Raw genomic sequence first — 17,213 nt, 5'->3', positions numbered from 1 at the left:
GAGGCGGTGGTGACCGGGCCGGCGTGCGCCGTCGGGGTCACGAGTTGCCGGGGTGCGGCCTCGGGTGTGCCCTGGAGGAGGTGGGGCGCACGGCGCGGACCGCCGCGGCCCACCGGCACCCCGAGAGGAGTGGTCCCATGACGCATGCGGCACCCGCCCCCGGCACCCCCGCGACACCCGGAGGAACCCCGACCACAGGACGCCACCGCGCCCCGCGCACCCGCACCGGTGTCGACCCCAGGGCGACGGGCACCTGGCTGCCCGTCCTGGCGGGCATCGTCTACGGCTTCTGGGTCGCGGGCATCAGCCGCGACGCCAGCGGCTACCAGGTCACCGGCTGGAACATCCTGCTCGGCTTCGTCAGCGGCATCCTCTTCGCCGGGATCGCCTTCGCGCTGCACCGCGTCGGCCCCGCACTGCCCAAGGAGGCCCGCGCGCTGGCCTGGGCGGTCTTCGCCGGGCTCGCGGTCGGCTTCTGCTACAGCCAAACGGGTCACTCGGTCCTGCTGGCCACCGGGATCGCCCTCGGCGCGGCCTTCGGCACCGGCGTCGCGACGTTCTACCACTACTACACGACCGAGGACTGAGCCCACCGGCCGTCCGGCGCGCCCCATGCCCTCGCCCGAGCTCACTCCGCCCGACCTGCCGGACGGCCCCGTGGACCGGCTGTCCGGCGGCTTTGGCGCGTCCTCCCTGCTACGGATCAGGGGCTACAGCGTGGCGTGGGTGGCGCCCCTGGTCCTGCTGGTCGGACTGCTCCTCTTCGACCTGAACACCTCCGGCGAGTTCCGGGTGATCTCCTGGATCGTGATGGTCCCCGGCATCTCCGCCGCGCTGTGCGGAGTGTGGACGACCGCCGTCTTCGCGGTGCTCGCCATCGTCACCTACCTCAGCATGGACAACACCTGGCCGCACCAGTACCAGACGGGGTTGCCCGACTTCATCCTCGTCACGGCCGGCGGGGTGCTCGCCGTGGCGGCCTCCTGGGTCCGCATCCGCAACGAACGGCGCGCGCTGCACATGCGCGACGTGGTCGAGACGACCCTGCGGACCGTGCTGCGCCCGCTGCCCGCGCGCTGGGGCGGACTCGAGCACGCCGCCGTGTACCTGGCGGCGGACCGGGCGGCGAAGGTCGGCGGCGACTTCTACGACATCCAACCCAGCCCGCACGGCACCCGGGTGCTGATCGGGGACGTCCAGGGCAAGGGCCTCGGCGCGGTCGACGGGGCGGCGGTGCTGCTCAGCTCGTTCCGTGAGTCCGGCTACTACGAACCGGAACTGAGCACCGTGGCCGAACGGTTGGAGTCGCGGATGATGCGGCACCGCTTCTACTGCATGCAGGTGGGGCGCGACGACAGCGACCGGTTCGCCACCGCGGTCCTGCTCGGGTTCCCGCCGCTCGCGGTGCCCGGCCGGCCGGTCACCTTCGTCAACTTCGGCCACCAGCCGCCCCTGGTGGTCGGCCCGGCCGGGGTGCGCGAACTCCCGCCGGGCGACGGGCTCCCGCTCGGTCTGGGCGACCTCTTCGAAAGCCGCGTCCACGTCCAACAGGTCGCCCTCGGGCCCGAGGAGACGCTGCTCCTGGTCACCGACGGGGTCACCGAGGCACGGGACGCGCACGGGACGTTCTTCCCGCTGGCCGCGGCCGTCGCCCAGGCGCTCGCGGACGATCCGACCACCGCGCGGCCCGATCGCCTGGTGGCCTTCGTGCGGGACGCGACGCTGCGGCACGGCGGGGGGCACTTGGGGGACGACACCACGATCTTCGCGGTGCGGGCGGCGGGCCCGGTGCTCCCCCTCGACGGCGTCCCCGCCACCCCCGATTCCCTCGACGGCCCCCGCACCCCGGACCCCCCACCCGACCCGGAGGACCGGTGACCTCCCCCGGGCGGGCGCCGCGCCGCTCGCACCACGCAGGGTCGGTCACACCCGTTCCTCACCCTTCTTCCTTCCGACGACCGCGGCGGCGGCTGATCCTGCGGCACAGCCGAGAAGTGCGACCGCGATGGTGAGGAGCGAGGGGTTGACGAAGGCCGGGACCAGGTCCTGATCGGCGTTGCACCAGTGGTGCAGGGGAAACCCCTGTGCGGGATCGCGTCGATAGGCGTCGTCGTAGTCGAATCCACGCTCCAGGCAAGTTTCCCTGGCGTCGAAACCACTCGAAAACGTCCCGATGAACCAGGTGACGCATCCGGCGGCGACCAGGAGAACGGCGGGGAACACCCACCAACGGGGCTGCCGCCATTGACGTGCGGGCAGTCCACGGGCGGTCTTCCAGACGCTCAGGACGACAGCGGCGAGCAGGAACGGGGGAAGCACCACGGCGGCCGTTACCGAAACAGCGTTCACTGATGACAAGGTCCCTTCAATCAGCCGCGGGCCGCGCGCCCGTGCGGCCTTGACGTCCTTCGCGCGGTTGGCCTCGTAGAGGGCACGCACGCTCGGCCCGGTTCCCGTGCGGGCGGGCAGGACATCAGCGAAGCCCTGTGCGAAGGGGGCCCCGCCCGCACTCCGGGAGAATCGGCGGCATGGCTACCGAAGGCTTGCGAAGGTGGTGGGCGGCGGCGCTCGGGGCGAACCTCCTTCTCGGGGTTCCGTGCATCGTCCCGGTGTGGCTCTTCTGGTACTTCCTGTCCAACTGGCCGCTCGCGGACCTGGGCATGACGGTGCGGGAGCCCACGGAGAACGACGGGATGCTGCTCTGGATGCTGTTCGGGGGGCCGATCGTGCTGGGGTCCCTGCTGCTCTGGTGGCTGATCAACTTCCCCCTGCGGCGCAGGGTGCGCACCCGCTCCCGGGTCTACTGGCCGGTCAGCGCCCTCACCGCACTCGCCCCGTCGATCACCCTCATGATCGCCCTGCCCGCTTGACGCAGCGGGGGCCGACCGCGAAGGCGTCGTCCCTGACCCCGGCCAAGAACGCCGACCATGCGCCGTGGCCGGCCCTCAGCGCGGGCGCGTCCGGTGTCTTGGAGTCACCTATCGGGACGAAGCCGGGGATATCGGAGCCGATTTCGAGGCAGTTTCCGGCGTCGTAGTCGCTGTGGCTGCTCTTCACCCACGTTGTACCGAGGAGCCCATGCCTGTTCATGGTGGCCATGTCCTTCCAGCGCATCGCTGATCAGAGCGGCGGAATCCGAGGCCGACAGAGCATTGGCCCTGAGCACATCATAGAGACGGCTCTGACGCTCCAACACGGCCGGATCGCACTCGAAGTGGCCGCGCTCCATCGACTCGGAGTAGGCCCAGCGTTCCCCGTTCGGCAGGGTGATCAGCGACATGGACGTCTTGGGGCGCAGGAACCCCGTGTAGTCGCTCGGTACGACCTGGACGCAGATGTTGGGGAGGCGGCCGGCCGACAGTAGCCGTGCGCACTGCCCGCGCATGACCTGTGCGCTTCCGACCGCGGTGTACAAGCAACTCTCGTTCAGGATCACGAGGTAGAACGGGCCCCCGGTCGTGAAGTACCGCTGCTGACGGCTCAGCCGTGCCCGGACGTTCTCCTCAAGGAGGTCACCCGCCATCGTGTGCTCGTAGAGCGACCTGATGTAAGGCTCGGTCTGCAACAGCCCGGGGATCACCTGTGTCTGGTACTCGTACAGGACGGTCGCCGTCGCATCCATGTCGGCACGTCGCTTGAACCAGTCGGGGTGCTCTACGGACTCGTACCAGTCGATCCGTCCCCACAGTTCGAAGAGGACGCCCTTCGTGCCGAGCACGGTGTCGCACGTGCGGGCGAAGTCGTCCTGCGGTACCCGCGTGCCGGTCTCCACCCGAGCGACCAACGAACGGTCACAGGGAACCCTGGCGGCCAAGTCGTCCTGGGTGAGGCCCGCGGTCTGGCGGAAGTGGCGGAGCACTTCACCGAACATCCGCGCGGTCGTGACCACCTGTTTGTCCCCTGCTGCGATGCTCCGGCTCACAGGACGTCCCTTCCGTGGCAGTGGACCCGGCCACCCGTTCAACGTCAGCGGGCCCAAGCTAGTTGTCGCCTTCGTCGGCCGGAGCGCTTGCCCGCAAAGTGCACAGGAAAGAGGGAATCGAGCGAGCGACCTGCACATGCCGGGTGCGTTCGAGGCGGGCTCCAGTCACGGGTGGGCGAGGGGCAGCGCCCCGGGCGGGAGCGGCCGAGCGACGTCGTGGTCCGCCCGGGCGGGCGCGTAGCATCGGGGTCCCCCCGCCCGCCCCGAGAGGAGCCCCGTCGTGACCAGCGGCGACGCCCCGGACCAGCAGGACGCCGACCCGGCCCCCGAACGCAAGGGGCAACGCACCCGGCGCCGCATCCTGGAGGCGGCCCGGCGCCAGTTCGCACAGTCGGGCTACGAGCGGACGACGATCCGCGCCATCGCGGCGGACGCGGAGGTCGACAAGGCGTCCGTGATCCAGTACTTCGGGACGAAGCTGAACCTCTTCCGGGAGGCGGTGGAGTGGCGCATCCCGGTGGCGGAGCTGACGACCGACGACCTCGGTGAGTCCGTCGGGAACTACCTGCGGAGCATGCTCGGCGCCTGGGCGAAGGCCCCGGAGACCCCGACCGCACTGCTGCGGGCCAGCATGAGCAGCGAGGAGACCGCGGAGCTGCTGCGCGGTCGGATCACCGAGCAGGCGGTGGACCCGTTGGCGGAGCGCCTCGGCGACGACCCGGACGCCCGGCTGAGGGCGGCCCTGGTGGGCGCGATGATGATGGGCATCGCCACGCACCGCCACGTGCTGCGGATGCCGGACCTCGCGGAGGCGGACCTCGACGACGTCCTGCGCCTCGCCGTCCCCGTGCTCCGCGAACTGGTCGCCCCCGAGCCTTAACCCGTACGTAGCCCGTAGCCCGTACGTACCCCGTAGCCGAAGCCCGCCGCACCCCCGTGCGGCGGGCTTCCGTGCGTCCGGGTGCCGGGGCAGAGCTGGGCGGGGCGCGACGGGACACGGGGCGCTGCGCGCGGTGTGATGCGTTTCTCACCAGGTGGTGAGAAATAAAAATCAACGTGCGTATAGTTTTCTCCCTTGGCGTGTCCGGGCGGACCGGTCCGCCCTGACGAGGAGCTCCCCCATGACGACGACAGCAGCGAGCGCGCACGCCAGCGGAGCGCCACCCGCCGGCAGATCCCTCGGCTGGGCCCTGGTGGTGATCGCCGCGGCCCAGCTGATGGTGGTGCTGGACGGCACGATCACGAACATCGCCCTGCCGAGCATCCAGACCGACCTGGGCGTCTCCGCGTCCACGCTCGCCTGGATCGTGAACTCGTACGCGCTGGCCTTCGGCGGTCTGCTGCTCCTCGGCGGGAAGGCGGGCGACCTCTTCGGGCGCCGTCGGATGTTCCGCTTCGGCATCGTCGTGTTCACGGTCGCCTCGATCCTCGGCGGCTTCGCGACCAACGAGGTCCTGCTGATCGCCGCCCGGGTGCTCCAGGGCGTGGGCGCGGCGGTCGCCGCCCCGACCGCGCTGTCGCTGATCGCGACCAACTTCCCCGAGGGCGCCCCGCGCAACAAGGCGATGGGCGTCTACGCGGCGATGGCCGGCATCGGCTCGACGGTCGGCCTCCTGCTCGGCGGCGTCCTGACCGACTACCTGGACTGGCGCTGGGTGTTCTTCGTGAACGTCCCGATCGGCATCGCGGTGCTCCTGGGCACCCGGCTGTTGGCCGAGGGCCGGCCGGAGCACGGGCGGCTGGACATACCCGGCGCCATCACCGGCACCGGCGGTCTGATCGCGCTCGTCTACGGGATCACCCGCGGCGGCGAGCACAGCTGGACCGACGGGCTCACCCTCGGCTCGTTCGTCGTGGCGCTGGTGCTGCTGTCGCTGTTCCTGGTCTTCCAGTCCCGGGTGGAACACCCCATGCTGCCGCTGCGGCTGCTGCGTGACCGGGGGCGTGCGGGCGCGTACGTGACCATGCTGTTCCTGGGCGCGGGCATGTTCGCGACCTTCTACTTCCTGACCCTCTACCTCCAGCAGGTGCTCGGCTACAGCCCCGTCAAGACGGGCCTGGCGTACCTGCCGTTCAGCATCGGCATGAGCATCTCGGCCACGCTCGGCTCCCGGTTGATCTCCCGCTGGTCGGCCCGTCGGATCGCGGGCCCCGGACTGCTGGTCGGCGCGCTCGGCATGCTGTGGTTCGCGACCCTGGAGCCGGACTCCTCGTACGCCTGGCACCTGGCGCCCGCGATGTTCGTCACCGCGCTGGGCCTGGGCGCGAGCTTCGTCCCGATGACCCTGGGCGCGGTGCGCGGGGTCGCCGCGCAGGACTCCGGCATCGCCTCGGCCCTGCTGAACACCGCGCAGCAGATCGGTGGCGCGCTGGGTCTCGCGGCCCTGACGACGGTCGCCATGATGACGGCCGACGACCTGGTGCCGGACGCCTCGGCCACCTTCTACCGGGCGGCGGCCACGGGTGACGCGGGCCTGATGAGCCGTGCGGCCGAGGCGCTGACCGAGGGGTACGCGACGGCGTACCTGGTGGCGGCGGGCCTGTTCGTGGCGGGACTGGTCATCACGGTCATCGCGCTGCGCGACACCCGGCCCACGGACGGGGCCGGCGCCCCGCCCGCGGCGCACCTGGGCTGATCAGGGAGCCGGCGGTCATGATCCGGGCGGTACGGACACGGTCCGTGCCGCCCGGTCGGCGTCCGACGGCAGGGTGCCTACGCGGTCTCCCGCTCGCGTCGGAGCCGCGCCTGCTCCACCCGTTCCTTGGCCTCGCGGCGCTTGCGCTGGCGCGGGCCGAAGGTGAACAGGTTCAGGGCGAGGACCACCAGACCGAGGACGAACCACAGCGGGCCCCGCCCCTGGGCGTACGAGACGGACCCGAGGACCAGCAGGAAGCCCGCGCCGAGCAGTCCCGCCCAGTCGGCGAGCCGGCTCATCGTGTTGCCGAACCTGAAACCGCGTCCGCTGTCACTCACCCGGTGCCTCCCGTCCCGCCCTGCGGCTGATCCCGCCCATTGTGACCCGGGCGCCGCGAAAGGCGAAGGCCCGCGGACCGCCCGTAGTGACGGGGACGCGCGGACCGGCGGGCTATCCGTACATGCGGCGCATCGCGAAGTCGACCATCTGCTCGACGGCCTTCGCGTCGAAGACCATCCGGTGGTCGCCCTCCATGTCGAGCACGAACCCGTACCCGGTGGGCAGCAGGTCGATGACCTCGGCGCCGGTGATCACGAAGTACTTGGACTCCTTGCCCGCGTACCGGCGCAGCTCCTTGAGCGTGGTGAACATCGGGATCACCGGCTGCTGGGTGTTGTGCAGGGCGAGGAACCCGGGGTTGTCGCCGCGGGGGCAGTAGACCTTCGAGGTCGCGAAGATCTGCTGGAAGTCCTCGGCGGCCATCGAGCCCGTGGTGAACGCGCGCACCGCGTCCGCGAGCGAGGGTGGGGACGGCTCCGGATACAGCGGGGGCTGCCCCGCGTACCCGCCTGCCATCTGTGGGGGCGGGGACTGCGGCTGCGCGTAACTCTGCCCAGGGGCGGCGCCGCCTGCGTGCTGGTCGTAGCCGTACATGGGCGCAAGCGTACCGAGCGGCGGCCCCGCGGCGGGCCCCGCCCGCAATACCGTCCGGTACGGCCCGGCCGCGGAGGGTTTCCTAGACGTCCACCGGTCGGGGGTTGCCGTTATTACCCGTGGGTAGCATCATCGTAGGTACCCGCTACTCGTCAGTACGTGTGTCATACCCGAGCTACCTACGGAGCCGTCGCCATGGGGCACTACAAGTCGAATCTCCGCGACATCGAGTTCAACCTCTTCGAGGTGCTCGGGCGCGACAAGATCTACGGAACCGGACCGTTCGCCGAGATGGACGTGGAGACGGCCCGCAGCGTCCTCGCCGAGATCGCCCGCCTCGCCGAGAACGAGCTGGCCGAGTCGTACGCCGACGCCGACCGCAACCCGCCCGTGTTCGACCCGGAGACCGGCGCAGCCCCCCTGCCCGCGTCCTTCAAGAAGTCGTACCGGACGTTCATGGACTCCGAGTACTGGCGCCTCGGCATCCCCGAGGAGATCGGCGGCACCACCGCCCCCGCCAGCCTCATCTGGGCGTACGCCGAGCTGGTCCTGGGCGCCAACCCGGCCATCTGGATGTACTCCTCCGGGCCGGCGTTCGCCCGCATCCTCTTCGAGGAGGGCACCCCCCAGCAGCAGCGGATCGCGGAGATCGCGGTTGAGCGCACCTGGGGCTCCACCATGGTCCTCACCGAGCCCGACGCGGGCTCCGACGTGGGCGCCGGCCGGGCCAAGGCCGTGCAGCAGGAGGACGGCTCCTGGCACGTCGACGGCGTGAAGCGGTTCATCACCTCGGGCGAGCACGACCTGGAGGAGAACATCCTCCACTACGTCCTCGCCCGCCCCGAGGGCGCAGGACCCGGCACCAAGGGCCTGTCCCTCTTCCTCGTCCCGAAGTTCCTCTTCGACTTCGAGACCGGCGAGCTCGGCGAGCGCAACGGCGTCTACGCGACCAACGTCGAGCACAAGATGGGCCTCAAGGCGTCCAACACCTGCGAGATCACCTTCGGCGACCGGCACCCCGCCAAGGGCTGGCTGATCGGCGACAAGCACGACGGCATCCGCCAGATGTTCCGCATCATCGAGTTCGCGCGGATGATGGTCGGCACCAAGGCGATCTCCACCCTCTCCACCGGCTACCTCAACGCCCTGGAGTACGCCAAGGAGCGCGTCCAGGGCACCGACCTGGCCCACTTCATGGACAAGACCGCCCCCAAGGTCACCATCACCCACCACCCCGACGTGCGCCGCTCGCTGATGACGCAGAAGGCGTACGCGGAGGGCATGCGCGCGCTGGTGCTGCACACCGCGAGCGTCCAGGACGCCATCGTCGCCAAGGAGGCGGCCGGCGAGGACGCCGCACACGAACACGCGCTGAACGACCTGCTGCTGCCCATCGTCAAGGGCTACGGCTCCGAGAAGGCGTACGAGCAGCTCGCCCAGTCGCTCCAGACCCTCGGCGGCTCCGGCTACCTCCAGGAGTACCCGGTCGAGCAGTACATCCGGGACGCCAAGATCGACACCCTCTACGAGGGCACCACCGCGATCCAGGGCCAGGACTACTTCTTCCGGAAGATCGTCCGCAACCAGGGCGCCGCACTGAACTCGCTGGCCGAGGAGATCAAGAAGTTCCTCGCCATCGGCTCCGGCGGCGAGGAGCTGGCCGGCGCCCGGGAACAGCTGGCCCGCGCGGCGGCCGACCTCGAAGCGATCGTCGGCGTGATGCTGACCGACCTCGCGGCCACCGAGCAGGACGTCCGCTCCATCTACAAGGTCGGCCTCAACACCACCCGGCTGCTGCTCGCCTCGGGCGACGTGGTCATCGGCTACCTGCTGCTGCGCGGGGCCGCGGTCGCCGCCGAGAAGCGGGAGTCGGCGTCCGCCAAGGACCGCGCCTTCTACACCGGCAAGATCGCGGCGGCCCGGTTCTTCGCGGCGAACGTCCTGCCCGGCGTGGGTGCGGAGCGTCGGATGGCCGAGGGCGTCGACCTCGGGCTGATGGACCTCGACGAAGCGGCGTTCTGACCTTTGGCCGCGCGCGTTCCGGACGCGATGCCGTCTCGACCGGCCCCCGCAGGATCGGTACCGTCGGCATCTGCCAAAGGCATGTACATTTCAGCTGAGGCCCGCTCCCGCCCACGGGAGCGGGCCCCCGGTCGTCGTTAAGGTGAACCCATGAGCCAACCCCCCCGCTTCGACCGCGGCCACACCGACGACCTGATGACGTTCCTCGCGGCCGGCCCCTCCCCCTACCACGCCGTGGCGAACGCCGCCGAGCGGCTGGAGAAGGCCGGATTCCGGCAACTCGCCGAAACCGATGCCTGGGACGGAACAGCGGGCGGGAAGTACGTCCTGCGCGGTGGCGCGATCATCGCCTGGTACGTCCCCGAGGCGGCGTCCCCCCACACCCCGTACCGCATCGTCGGCGCCCACACCGACTCGCCCAACCTGCGCATCAAGCCCCAGCCCGACAGCTCCGCGCACGGCTGGCGACAACTCGCGGTCGAGATCTACGGCGGCCCCCTGCTCAACTCCTGGCTCGACCGCGACCTCGGCATCGCCGGCCGCCTCTCGCTGCGCGACGGCACCCACCGACTCGTGAACGTCGACCGCCCGCTCGCCCGCGTACCGCAGCTCGCGATCCACCTCGACCGCAAGGTCACCCCCGAGGGCCTCAAGCTCGACCCCCAGCGCCACATGCAGCCCGTCTGGGGCTTCGGCGACGCCCACGAGGGCGACCTCATCCACTTCCTGGAGGACGAGTACGACCTCGCCCCGGACTCGGTCACCGGCTGGGACCTGATGACCCACCCCGTCGAGGCCCCCGCCTACCTCGGCCGGGACAAGGAACTCGTCGCCGGCCCCCGGATGGACAACCTGCTCTCCGTCCACGCCGGGGTCGCCGCCCTCGCCGCCGCCGCGGCCACCGAGGACCTCCCCTACATCCCCGTCCTCGCCGCGTTCGACCACGAGGAGAACGGCTCCCAGTCCGACACCGGCGCCGACGGCCCGCTGCTCGGCTCCTGCCTGGAACGCAGCGTGTTCGCACGCGGCGGCTCCGTCGAGGACCGGGCCCGCGCCCTTGCCGCGACGGTGTGCCTCTCCTCCGACACCGGCCACGCCGTGCACCCCAACTACGCCGAGCGGCACGATCCAACGCACCACCCGCGCGCGGGCGGCGGACCGATCCTCAAGGTCAACGTCAACAACCGCTACGCGACCGACGGTTCGGGCCGCGCCGTGTTCGCCGCCGCCTGCGAGAAGGCCGGCGTCCCGTTCCAGACCTTCGTCTCGAACAACGCGATGCCCTGCGGCACCACCATCGGCCCGATCACCGCGGCCCGGCACGGCATCAAGACCGTCGACATCGGCGTGGCCATCCTCTCCATGCACAGCGCCCGGGAACTGTGCGCGGCCGACGACCCGCACCAACTGGCCAACGCCCTGGTCGCCTTCCTCACCGGCTGACCCCCGACCACCCGGCCCGCCCGGCGGCGGACCCGTCCGCATGGTCGCCCCCGCCCCGGGTACCCGCTGCCCGAACGGTCCGCAGCGTGGAGGAGACGGCGGGGTGGTCGATCTTCCACCCGCGGTGCCGGCGCGGGGTCGGGCCCGGCCGGACGGGCGCTGACGAAGGCCCGCACTGAGCCCAGCGCGGCAGCGTCGAACCCGACGTTGCGAACCGTGGCGAGCTAGGAAGCAAGGTCGAGCAGGGCCCAGACCTGGCGCCCATCGGTCGTGGTCTCCGTGCCACAGCTCTCCGCGCCGAGGGCACGCAGATGCGGGAGCACGGAGTCGTCCAGGTGGCCCGAGACCTGGTGACTGAGAGCGAGGATCAGCGCGCGGTTGTTCTCCTCTGCGAGGTGCAAACTGACCCGTCGACCTCCGTCGGCTACCGCCGTGTTGACCAGGTACCGCACCAGCTCGTCCAAGCTGTCGGGCCGAGCTAGCCCCCATTCCTTCAGTCGGCCGCTCACTTCGGCCGACGCCCGGCCAGCCGACCAGGGCTGTGCTTCCAAGGGCCATGTCGCGCCGCGCCTGTTCCGCATCAGAACCCTTCGGCCGGGCAGGCTCGATCGTGGGGGCGTGAGGCGGCCTGGGCTGCATTCGGTCTGCGGCGGAGGCGGGCTTGGCGGCCGCTTCGGTGGCGGCGGCGTCTTCGGTGGGTAGTCCGGGCGCGGCTTCCGTGCCGCAGGGTCGGCGTTGGTCATTGCGGGTGGCCTTCCATGAGCTCGCTGGACATCAAGCAGGCTTGGCCTGGTGGATGGCGCGCAGGTGGCCGAGCCATACACGCGAGCCGTCAATTCCTCCAGATCTTCCTGTGAGGTCACCGATGGCCTCGTTGGCCCTTTCCGCAAGACTGTTCGAACTAACCCCGTATTTGGTCATCCAAGTAACAAGCTGCACGTTTCGTGAGGGAGACACCTGTTCAGGGTAGGCGGAGTTCGACCCCAGAAGAACAGTAAAGCGGCAGTCAAATACCCCTAAGAACGTGTGGAGTTGATGCTCCACAACACCCTACCCAGGACCCTGAGGCGTGGCGTTGAGTTGCCGCACTGAATCACCCCGTCATCCGTTCGGTCCCGGCATCCAACACGGAGTCTGTACATGGACCTGCGCGCCCGCTCGTCCTTCTTCCCCATCAGGGCAACAAGTCCACAGCACGCGGTATACCCACGCATAGTCGATGAATGGTCGATGAGCTTCACCATGACGCCTCGTATCGTCCGGGTGATCCGTCGGCAAGCGAATCGCGCAAGGGAACTTCTGCACTGGGGCGGAGATCAGGACGCGGCCGTCTTGGTGGTGTCCGAGCTGACGACGGACGCGATTCTGCACACACGCCCCAGCATTCCCACGGGGCTCCTTCGGCTGAAGCTCGCCACACAGGCTGACGGGGGCCTCATGGTCGACGTCAGTGACCCGATGCCGGGGCGCCGTGAGGACGGCGTCGATGTCGGCCGCGAAGGCGGTTACGGGCTGGTGCTCGTTCGCTGCGTCGCGTCGTTGACGTGGGCCCCGGATAGGAACGGCAAGACGGTCCGCGCAGTCCTGCCCGCGACCCACTGAACCCACGCCGATGCCCGGGGAGACGTTCCACCCAGCCGATCAGGAGAACGCAGATGAGCAAGCTCGCACTGCCTGCCTTCCCCTCAGACGCCGTGACGGTCCTGGTGCTGACCCGCCCCGACCTGGACGCGACCGCTGATCTGGTCATTGCCGAACTCAACGACCGGGGCGTCCCGGTGCACCGCGCCGATCCGGGGGACTTCCCGGAGCGGACGGAGTTCAGCGCCACGCTCGGCGCCGGCCAGGGTGGAGTGGTCGGGCACGTGGCGCGGTCGGCACCGGGACCTGCGGTTGCGGGACGTGAGGGCGGTCTACTACCGGCGTCCCAGCCCGTTCACCCTGCACCCCGGGCTCTCCGCCGAGGACGCCCGATGGGCCTTCGACGAGGCCCGTGCGGGCTTCGGCGGAGTCCTGGCGTCGCTGCGGTGCACCTGGGTCAACCACCCGCACAACAACGCGGTGGCCGGCACCGCACCCGTCGCGCTGGCGACGGCCCGGCGGTGTGGGTTGCGGGTCCCCCGAACGCTCATCACGAACCACGCGGGTACGGCCCGGGAGTTCATCCGCAGCCTGCCGCGGAAGTCCGCGGCGTACAAGACCCTCGGCACATCGGGGCCGACCGGTGCGGGCGGCGAACCCGTGGCGGTGTGGACCAGCCGAGTGGAAGCCGACGACATCACCGACGACGTGGCGCGCACGGCCCACCTGTTCCAGGAGTGGATCGACAAGGACCACGAGGTCCGACTCACCGCGGTAGACGCGCAGCTGTTCGCCGCCGAGATCCACGCCGGCTCGCCCGCCGCCCGGATCGACTTCCGCCGTGACTACGACGCGCTCACCTACCGGACCTGCCGCGTGCCCGCGAGCGTCGCGCGCGGCGTCCGCCGGCTGATGGAAGCCCTCGGACTGCGCTACGTGGCCATGGACTTCCTCGTTGATCAGGACGATCGCGACTGGCACTTGATCGACGTCAACCCGGGCGGCCAGTTCGGGTTCGTCCCCGACCTTCGCGTGCCCATCACCCACGCGCTTGCCGATGTTCTGGAAGGAATGCAGTGACCACCATCTCCACCGCTTCGGAGAAGGCCCGCGCCCACCTGGTCCGGAGCATGACCGACACCGGGGCCTTGACTTCTCCGGGCTGGACGGACGCGTTCCGCGGCGTGCCCCGGGAAGCGTTCGTACCCAGCTTCCAGGTCCGCCACGGGGGCCAGGTCGACACCGTTACCGCGCAGGACCCCAGCTTCTACACGGCGGTCTACCAGGACACCTCGCTGATCACCCGGTGGGACTCCGGCGGCACCGCCGTCAGCAGCTCCAGCGAGCCGTCCCTCATGGCCCGGATGCTGGGGGCGTTCACCGTCACCGACACCGACCGGGTCCTGGAGGTCGGCACGGGCACCGGATACAACACCGCCCTGCTCTGCCACCGCCTCGGCGACGACCAGGTCTTCAGCATCGACATCGACCCCGAGCTGACGACCACGGCCCGGCAAAGCCTGGCCACCGTCGGCTACGCCCCCCATCTCGTCACCGGCGACGGCACCCGCGGCGTCGGCGCCCGCGCCCCGTACGGTGGAATCCTCGCCACCTGCGGAGTGCACCGCATCCCCGCGGAGTGGGTGCGCCAGGTACGGCCCGGGGGAATCATCGTCACGAACATCGGCACCGGCATCGTGGCCCTGCGGGCCGCCGGTGACGGAACCGCGACGGGCGGGTTCCTGCCCGACCCGGCCGCGTTCATGATCGCCCGTCCCACTCCCGAGCAAGTGGCGCACCGCGCTGCGTCGTACACCGCGCTCGTGATCAACGGCACTGGCCGGGCCAGCCGGATCGACCTCTCGGACGTCGTTCAGGACTCGCGCGGCTTCTATCGGGATCTGATGGAGGGCGGTGCGCTCGAAGTCGCCTTGACCCAGTACGACGTGCTCTCCATGCACCTCACCGCCGGCGACACGAACGTGTACGGGCTTGTGCACCCGGACACCGGCTCCTGGGCCCGCATCACCCCGACCGGAGAGTTCACGACAGACGTCGCCGTGGGCGGCCCGCGCGACCTGTGGGCCGAGCGGGCGACGCTGACAGCACAGTGGATCGCCGCCGGACGGCCGGGGCCCGGTGCCTACACCCTCACCGTCGAACCCGACGGTGCGCACACCCTCCGACGCGACGAGCCCGCGACCGCCTCATGGCGGCTCTGACCCGCACCACCGCAGCGAGGGCCGAACCGCGCCGGCATCGGCGGCCTCATCAACTCCCTCGACTGTCGCTGGCTCAGCCATCCCGCCAGCATGCTGCGCGCCGAGTACAAACCCTTCCAGCTCAAGACCGCGTGGGAGGCAGGGTTGATCATCCCGCCCACCCTGATCACCAACGAGCCGGCCGCCGTCCGCGAGTTCGCGGCGGAGGTCGGCAGCGACCTGGTGTGCAAGCCGGTCGCCAGCCCCGTCTTCATCGAGGGCGGCGAGTTGAAGACCGTCTACACCCGCCGCATCGGGCCGGGGGACCTGGCAGACCTCCAGGGCATCGACCTGACCTGCCACCTGTTCCAGGTGTGGGCCGACAAGGACCACGAGGTACGGCTGACCGTCGTGGGCGACCGGCTGTTCGCGGCGGCGATCCACACCGACAGCCCGGCCGGACACGTGGACTGGCGCAGCGACTACAACGCCCTCACCTACACCGTCACCACGGTCCCCAAGCCTGTCGCGTCCGGTGTCCGCCAGCTGATGGACCGGCTACGGCTCCGCTACGGCGCCCTCGACTTCGTGGTCTCACCCAACGGCACCTGGACTTTCCTGGAGATCAACCCGTGCGGCCAGTGGGACTGGATCGAGCACGAGACCGGGCTGCCTCTCACTGACGCCATCGCCAACGAACTCCAGGGCATCACATGACCAACTCGTACACCTCAGCCGCGGACTTCACCCGGGCCCTGACCGATCAGCTCGTCTGCCAGGGCGCCATCCGCACCTCCGAATGGGACCAGGCTTTCGCGGCCGTTCCCCGTCACCTGTTCGTGCCCCGCTGGTACGAGCAGAGCACCGACGACCGCGGCATCGCCGTCTGGAACGAACGCGACCACACCGACCCGCACGGGCCGTGGCTGGAGGCGGTCTACAGCGACACCACCCTGGTCACCGCCCTCGACCCCGCAACCGCCGTCCGCGTCGGCCCCCGGGCCTGGACCGGCGTCGCCACCTCCTCCAGCACCCAGCCCAGCCTCATGGCCGGAATGCTCGAAGAACTCCGCGTCGACGACGGTCACCACATCCTGGAGATCGGCACCGGCACCGGATACAACACCGCCCTGCTCTGCGCCCGGCTCGGGGACAAACTCGTCCGCTCCATCGACATCGACCCCGCACTCGTCGACGCCGCCCGCAAACACCTTGCCCTGGTCGGGTTCACCCCCGCGCTGGCCGTCGGGGACGGCCGCGACGCGTACCCCGGCAGCCGGCTTCTGTTCGACCGGATCATCGCCACCTGCTCGATCACCCGCCTCCCCGAAGCGTGGATCACCCAGACCCGACCCGGTGGCCTCATCCTCACCGACCTCGACCTCGGCATCGCCGGCGGACTCGTCCGCTTCCGCCCCCACCACGACGGCACCGTCCAAGGGCACTTCACCACCACCACCGGCGCCTTCATGCCCGCCCGCGACCACCCTCGAATCTACGACCAGACGAACGACCGGCCCCAACGCCTGCCCGCATCCCACCACCGCCCCACCACCGTCACAGCCGACGCGATCCGCGAGACCTACCCGTTCCGGCTGCTCCTCGCCTTCGCCCTCCCGCGCGCCGAACTCGTCTACCACTGCGACGACAACGGCTTCTGGTCCATCCAGCTCCAGACCGCTGACGGCGCGTGGGCCCGCGTGCCCCTCGGAGAGGCTGCCTCTCAGGTGGCCGAGGGCGGTGACGGACGGCTGTGGCGGACGGTCGAGAACACCTGGGCCTGGTGGAACCAGCACGGACGCCCCGAACCCGACGCGTTCACCGTGATCCGGGCCGACGACGGGCGGATGCACGCACGCCACCTGCCCACTTCCCAGGTCTGGGACCTCGGCGCGTAACGCCTATACCGTCCCCGCGGGCGATCGGAACCCGTGAGAGTCCGCCCGATCTGGGAACCCGGCGCGCGCCAGTGGGAACCTCAGCGCCCTCATCGAACGGAAGATCCTCAACGACGGAAACCAGGAGGCTCCGTTGCCCCGCCCGCCGCCCGCCGCCCGCCGCCCGCCGCCCGCCGCCCGCCGCCCGCCGCCCGCCGGACATCGTCGTCCCCGCGCGCCACGTGCCCGGTCAGCTCCGCCGCGCACCGTCAGGCCGACCCGCCCCGCATGACCGCCCCCGCCCCGGGTACCCGCTGCCCGAACGGAACTGCCGTACTGACGGGCACAGCCGACCGGGAGGCGAGATCCATGGGACTGAGCGGATGCATCGTGTTCATCGCGGTGGGGGCCATCCTCACCTTCGCGACGGACTGGGAGGCGCAGGGCGTCGACCTCGACGTCGTCGGACTCATCCTGATGGCGGTGGGCTTCATCGGCGCGGTCGCCTTCACCAGCATCGCCCGCCGCCGTCGCGTGGTGGTGCCCGGCGGCACCACCACGGTCGTCGACGGCGAACGCGACCACCGCTGACCGGACG

General features: G+C 70.5%; 20 protein-coding genes. 13 read left to right on the top strand and 7 right to left on the bottom strand.

All coding sequences use genetic code 11. The features are described 5' to 3' along the window. Nucleotides 1-137: 137 nt before the first annotated feature. Both ACFV88_RS11865 and ACFV88_RS11860 read left to right on the top strand, forming a co-directional pair. A complete protein-coding gene (locus ACFV88_RS11865) occupies nucleotides 138-587 on the top strand; it encodes a hypothetical protein (RefSeq protein ID WP_385488969.1) in 450 nt (149 codons plus the stop codon). A 25-nt stretch (nucleotides 588-612) separates the two neighbouring features. Continuing rightward, nucleotides 613-1,878: a PP2C family protein-serine/threonine phosphatase gene (locus ACFV88_RS11860; RefSeq protein WP_385488967.1), complete on the top strand. Its 1,266-nt coding sequence runs from the start codon at nucleotides 613-615 to the stop codon at nucleotides 1,876-1,878. Between the two features lie 45 nt (nucleotides 1,879-1,923). On the opposite strand, the gene ACFV88_RS11855 is transcribed toward ACFV88_RS11860, so the two are convergent. Next, a complete protein-coding gene (locus ACFV88_RS11855) occupies nucleotides 1,924-2,349 on the bottom strand; it encodes a hypothetical protein (RefSeq protein WP_385488964.1) in 426 nt (141 codons plus the stop codon). Nucleotides 2,350-2,528: 179 nt separating this feature from the next. On the opposite strand from ACFV88_RS11855, the gene ACFV88_RS11850 reads away from it, so the two are divergent. Continuing rightward, nucleotides 2,529-2,870, top strand: a complete 342-nt coding sequence (locus ACFV88_RS11850) for a hypothetical protein (protein ID WP_385488962.1) — start codon at nucleotides 2,529-2,531, stop codon at nucleotides 2,868-2,870. Here the strand turns inward: ACFV88_RS11850 and ACFV88_RS11845 are convergent. Both ACFV88_RS11845 and ACFV88_RS11840 read right to left on the bottom strand, forming a co-directional pair. Continuing rightward, nucleotides 2,848-3,090 carry a DUF397 domain-containing protein gene (locus tag ACFV88_RS11845; protein WP_385488960.1) on the bottom strand — a complete coding sequence of 81 codons (243 nt, stop codon included), beginning with the start codon at nucleotides 3,088-3,090 and terminating at the stop codon, nucleotides 2,848-2,850. The two genes, ACFV88_RS11850 and ACFV88_RS11845, sit on opposite strands and share 23 nt — an antisense overlap. Then, complete coding sequence (locus ACFV88_RS11840; RefSeq protein ID WP_385489394.1) at nucleotides 2,975-3,871, bottom strand: Scr1 family TA system antitoxin-like transcriptional regulator; 897 nt, start codon at nucleotides 3,869-3,871, stop codon at nucleotides 2,975-2,977. Before ACFV88_RS11840 ends, ACFV88_RS11845 begins: the two co-directional genes overlap by 116 nt. Before the next feature lie 331 nt (nucleotides 3,872-4,202). On the opposite strand from ACFV88_RS11840, the gene ACFV88_RS11835 reads away from it, so the two are divergent. Beyond that, nucleotides 4,203-4,802 carry a TetR family transcriptional regulator gene (locus ACFV88_RS11835; RefSeq protein WP_385488957.1) on the top strand — a complete coding sequence of 200 codons (600 nt, stop codon included), beginning with the start codon at nucleotides 4,203-4,205 and terminating at the stop codon, nucleotides 4,800-4,802. 241 nt (nucleotides 4,803-5,043) lie between these two features. Beyond that, a complete protein-coding gene (locus tag ACFV88_RS11830; protein ID WP_385488954.1) occupies nucleotides 5,044-6,558 on the top strand; it encodes an MFS transporter in 1,515 nt (504 codons plus the stop codon). Between the two features lie 77 nt (nucleotides 6,559-6,635). On the opposite strand, the gene ACFV88_RS11825 is transcribed toward ACFV88_RS11830, so the two are convergent. Together ACFV88_RS11825 and ACFV88_RS11820 are read right to left on the bottom strand one after the other, a co-directional pair. Next, nucleotides 6,636-6,896, bottom strand: a complete 261-nt coding sequence (locus ACFV88_RS11825; protein ID WP_385488951.1) for a hypothetical protein — start codon at nucleotides 6,894-6,896, stop codon at nucleotides 6,636-6,638. Between the two features lie 112 nt (nucleotides 6,897-7,008). Then, nucleotides 7,009-7,491, bottom strand: a complete 483-nt coding sequence (locus tag ACFV88_RS11820) for an SseB family protein (RefSeq protein WP_385488949.1) — start codon at nucleotides 7,489-7,491, stop codon at nucleotides 7,009-7,011. 195 nt (nucleotides 7,492-7,686) lie between these two features. On the opposite strand from ACFV88_RS11820, the gene ACFV88_RS11815 reads away from it, so the two are divergent. Both ACFV88_RS11815 and ACFV88_RS11810 read left to right on the top strand, forming a co-directional pair. After that, nucleotides 7,687-9,513, top strand: coding sequence for an acyl-CoA dehydrogenase (locus tag ACFV88_RS11815; RefSeq protein ID WP_385488946.1), 1,827 nt, complete (start codon nucleotides 7,687-7,689; stop codon nucleotides 9,511-9,513). Between the two features lie 150 nt (nucleotides 9,514-9,663). Next, on the top strand, nucleotides 9,664-10,956 hold the full coding sequence (locus tag ACFV88_RS11810) for a M18 family aminopeptidase (RefSeq protein ID WP_385488944.1): 1,293 nt from the start codon (nucleotides 9,664-9,666) through the stop codon (nucleotides 10,954-10,956). 224 nt (nucleotides 10,957-11,180) lie between these two features. Here ACFV88_RS11810 and ACFV88_RS11805 read toward each other — a convergent pair whose 3' ends face one another. After that, nucleotides 11,181-11,357: a hypothetical protein gene (locus tag ACFV88_RS11805; RefSeq protein ID WP_385488941.1), complete on the bottom strand. Its 177-nt coding sequence runs from the start codon at nucleotides 11,355-11,357 to the stop codon at nucleotides 11,181-11,183. A gap of 829 nt (nucleotides 11,358-12,186) precedes the next feature. Between ACFV88_RS11805 and ACFV88_RS11800 the strand changes: the two genes are divergently transcribed. Next, nucleotides 12,187-12,558 (top strand): ATP-binding protein, encoded by a 372-nt coding sequence (locus ACFV88_RS11800; protein ID WP_385488938.1) that lies wholly within the window; start codon nucleotides 12,187-12,189, stop codon nucleotides 12,556-12,558. An 83-nt stretch (nucleotides 12,559-12,641) separates the two neighbouring features. Here ACFV88_RS11800 and ACFV88_RS11795 read toward each other — a convergent pair whose 3' ends face one another. Continuing rightward, nucleotides 12,642-12,821 carry a hypothetical protein gene (locus ACFV88_RS11795; protein ID WP_385488935.1) on the bottom strand — a complete coding sequence of 60 codons (180 nt, stop codon included), beginning with the start codon at nucleotides 12,819-12,821 and terminating at the stop codon, nucleotides 12,642-12,644. A gap of 28 nt (nucleotides 12,822-12,849) precedes the next feature. On the opposite strand from ACFV88_RS11795, the gene ACFV88_RS11790 reads away from it, so the two are divergent. From ACFV88_RS11790 to ACFV88_RS11770, 5 genes are all read left to right on the top strand, one after another. Continuing rightward, nucleotides 12,850-13,617 carry an ATP-grasp ribosomal peptide maturase gene (locus ACFV88_RS11790; RefSeq protein WP_385488932.1) on the top strand — a complete coding sequence of 256 codons (768 nt, stop codon included), beginning with the start codon at nucleotides 12,850-12,852 and terminating at the stop codon, nucleotides 13,615-13,617. Continuing rightward, entirely contained in the window at nucleotides 13,614-14,759 is a 1,146-nt protein-coding gene (locus tag ACFV88_RS11785) for a methyltransferase domain-containing protein (RefSeq protein ID WP_385488929.1), read from the top strand. Before ACFV88_RS11790 ends, ACFV88_RS11785 begins: the two co-directional genes overlap by 4 nt. Before the next feature lie 90 nt (nucleotides 14,760-14,849). Beyond that, complete coding sequence (locus ACFV88_RS11780; protein ID WP_385488926.1) at nucleotides 14,850-15,455, top strand: hypothetical protein; 606 nt, start codon at nucleotides 14,850-14,852, stop codon at nucleotides 15,453-15,455. Beyond that, nucleotides 15,452-16,636: a methyltransferase domain-containing protein gene (locus ACFV88_RS11775; protein ID WP_385488923.1), complete on the top strand. Its 1,185-nt coding sequence runs from the start codon at nucleotides 15,452-15,454 to the stop codon at nucleotides 16,634-16,636. Before ACFV88_RS11780 ends, ACFV88_RS11775 begins: the two co-directional genes overlap by 4 nt. A 348-nt stretch (nucleotides 16,637-16,984) precedes the next feature. Continuing rightward, nucleotides 16,985-17,206, top strand: coding sequence for a DUF6458 family protein (locus ACFV88_RS11770; protein WP_385488920.1), 222 nt, complete (start codon nucleotides 16,985-16,987; stop codon nucleotides 17,204-17,206). Nucleotides 17,207-17,213 lie beyond the last annotated feature (7 nt).

Origin of the sequence: Streptomyces sp. NPDC059816 (assembly GCF_042732055.1) — a bacterium.
In the GTDB taxonomy this organism is placed as follows: Bacteria; Actinomycetota; Actinomycetes; order Streptomycetales; family Streptomycetaceae; genus Streptomyces.
Note: the sequence above shows the minus strand (reverse complement) of the source record. Positions and strands in the feature narration are given on the sequence as shown.

What these genes read in the sequence shown, in the direction of transcription:
- ACFV88_RS11770 (WP_385488920.1), top strand. Translation starts at nt 16,985, where the DNA reads ATGGGACTGAGCGGATGCATCGTGTTCATCGCGGTGGGGGCCATCCTC.
- ACFV88_RS11815 (WP_385488946.1), top strand. Translation starts at nt 7,687, where the DNA reads ATGGGGCACTACAAGTCGAATCTCCGCGACATCGAGTTCAACCTCTTC.
- ACFV88_RS11840 (WP_385489394.1), bottom strand. Translation starts at nt 3,871, where the DNA reads ATGTTCGGTGAAGTGCTCCGCCACTTCCGCCAGACCGCGGGCCTCACC.
- ACFV88_RS11775 (WP_385488923.1), top strand. Translation starts at nt 15,452, where the DNA reads ATGACCAACTCGTACACCTCAGCCGCGGACTTCACCCGGGCCCTGACC.
- ACFV88_RS11860 (WP_385488967.1), top strand. Translation starts at nt 613, where the DNA reads ATGCCCTCGCCCGAGCTCACTCCGCCCGACCTGCCGGACGGCCCCGTG.
- ACFV88_RS11780 (WP_385488926.1), top strand. Translation starts at nt 14,850, where the DNA reads ATGCTGCGCGCCGAGTACAAACCCTTCCAGCTCAAGACCGCGTGGGAG.
- ACFV88_RS11820 (WP_385488949.1), bottom strand. Translation starts at nt 7,491, where the DNA reads ATGTACGGCTACGACCAGCACGCAGGCGGCGCCGCCCCTGGGCAGAGT.
- ACFV88_RS11800 (WP_385488938.1), top strand. Translation starts at nt 12,187, where the DNA reads ATGAGCTTCACCATGACGCCTCGTATCGTCCGGGTGATCCGTCGGCAA.
- ACFV88_RS11845 (WP_385488960.1), bottom strand. Translation starts at nt 3,090, where the DNA reads ATGAACAGGCATGGGCTCCTCGGTACAACGTGGGTGAAGAGCAGCCAC.
- ACFV88_RS11830 (WP_385488954.1), top strand. Translation starts at nt 5,044, where the DNA reads ATGACGACGACAGCAGCGAGCGCGCACGCCAGCGGAGCGCCACCCGCC.
- ACFV88_RS11810 (WP_385488944.1), top strand. Translation starts at nt 9,664, where the DNA reads ATGAGCCAACCCCCCCGCTTCGACCGCGGCCACACCGACGACCTGATG.
- ACFV88_RS11865 (WP_385488969.1), top strand. Translation starts at nt 138, where the DNA reads ATGACGCATGCGGCACCCGCCCCCGGCACCCCCGCGACACCCGGAGGA.
- ACFV88_RS11850 (WP_385488962.1), top strand. Translation starts at nt 2,529, where the DNA reads ATGGCTACCGAAGGCTTGCGAAGGTGGTGGGCGGCGGCGCTCGGGGCG.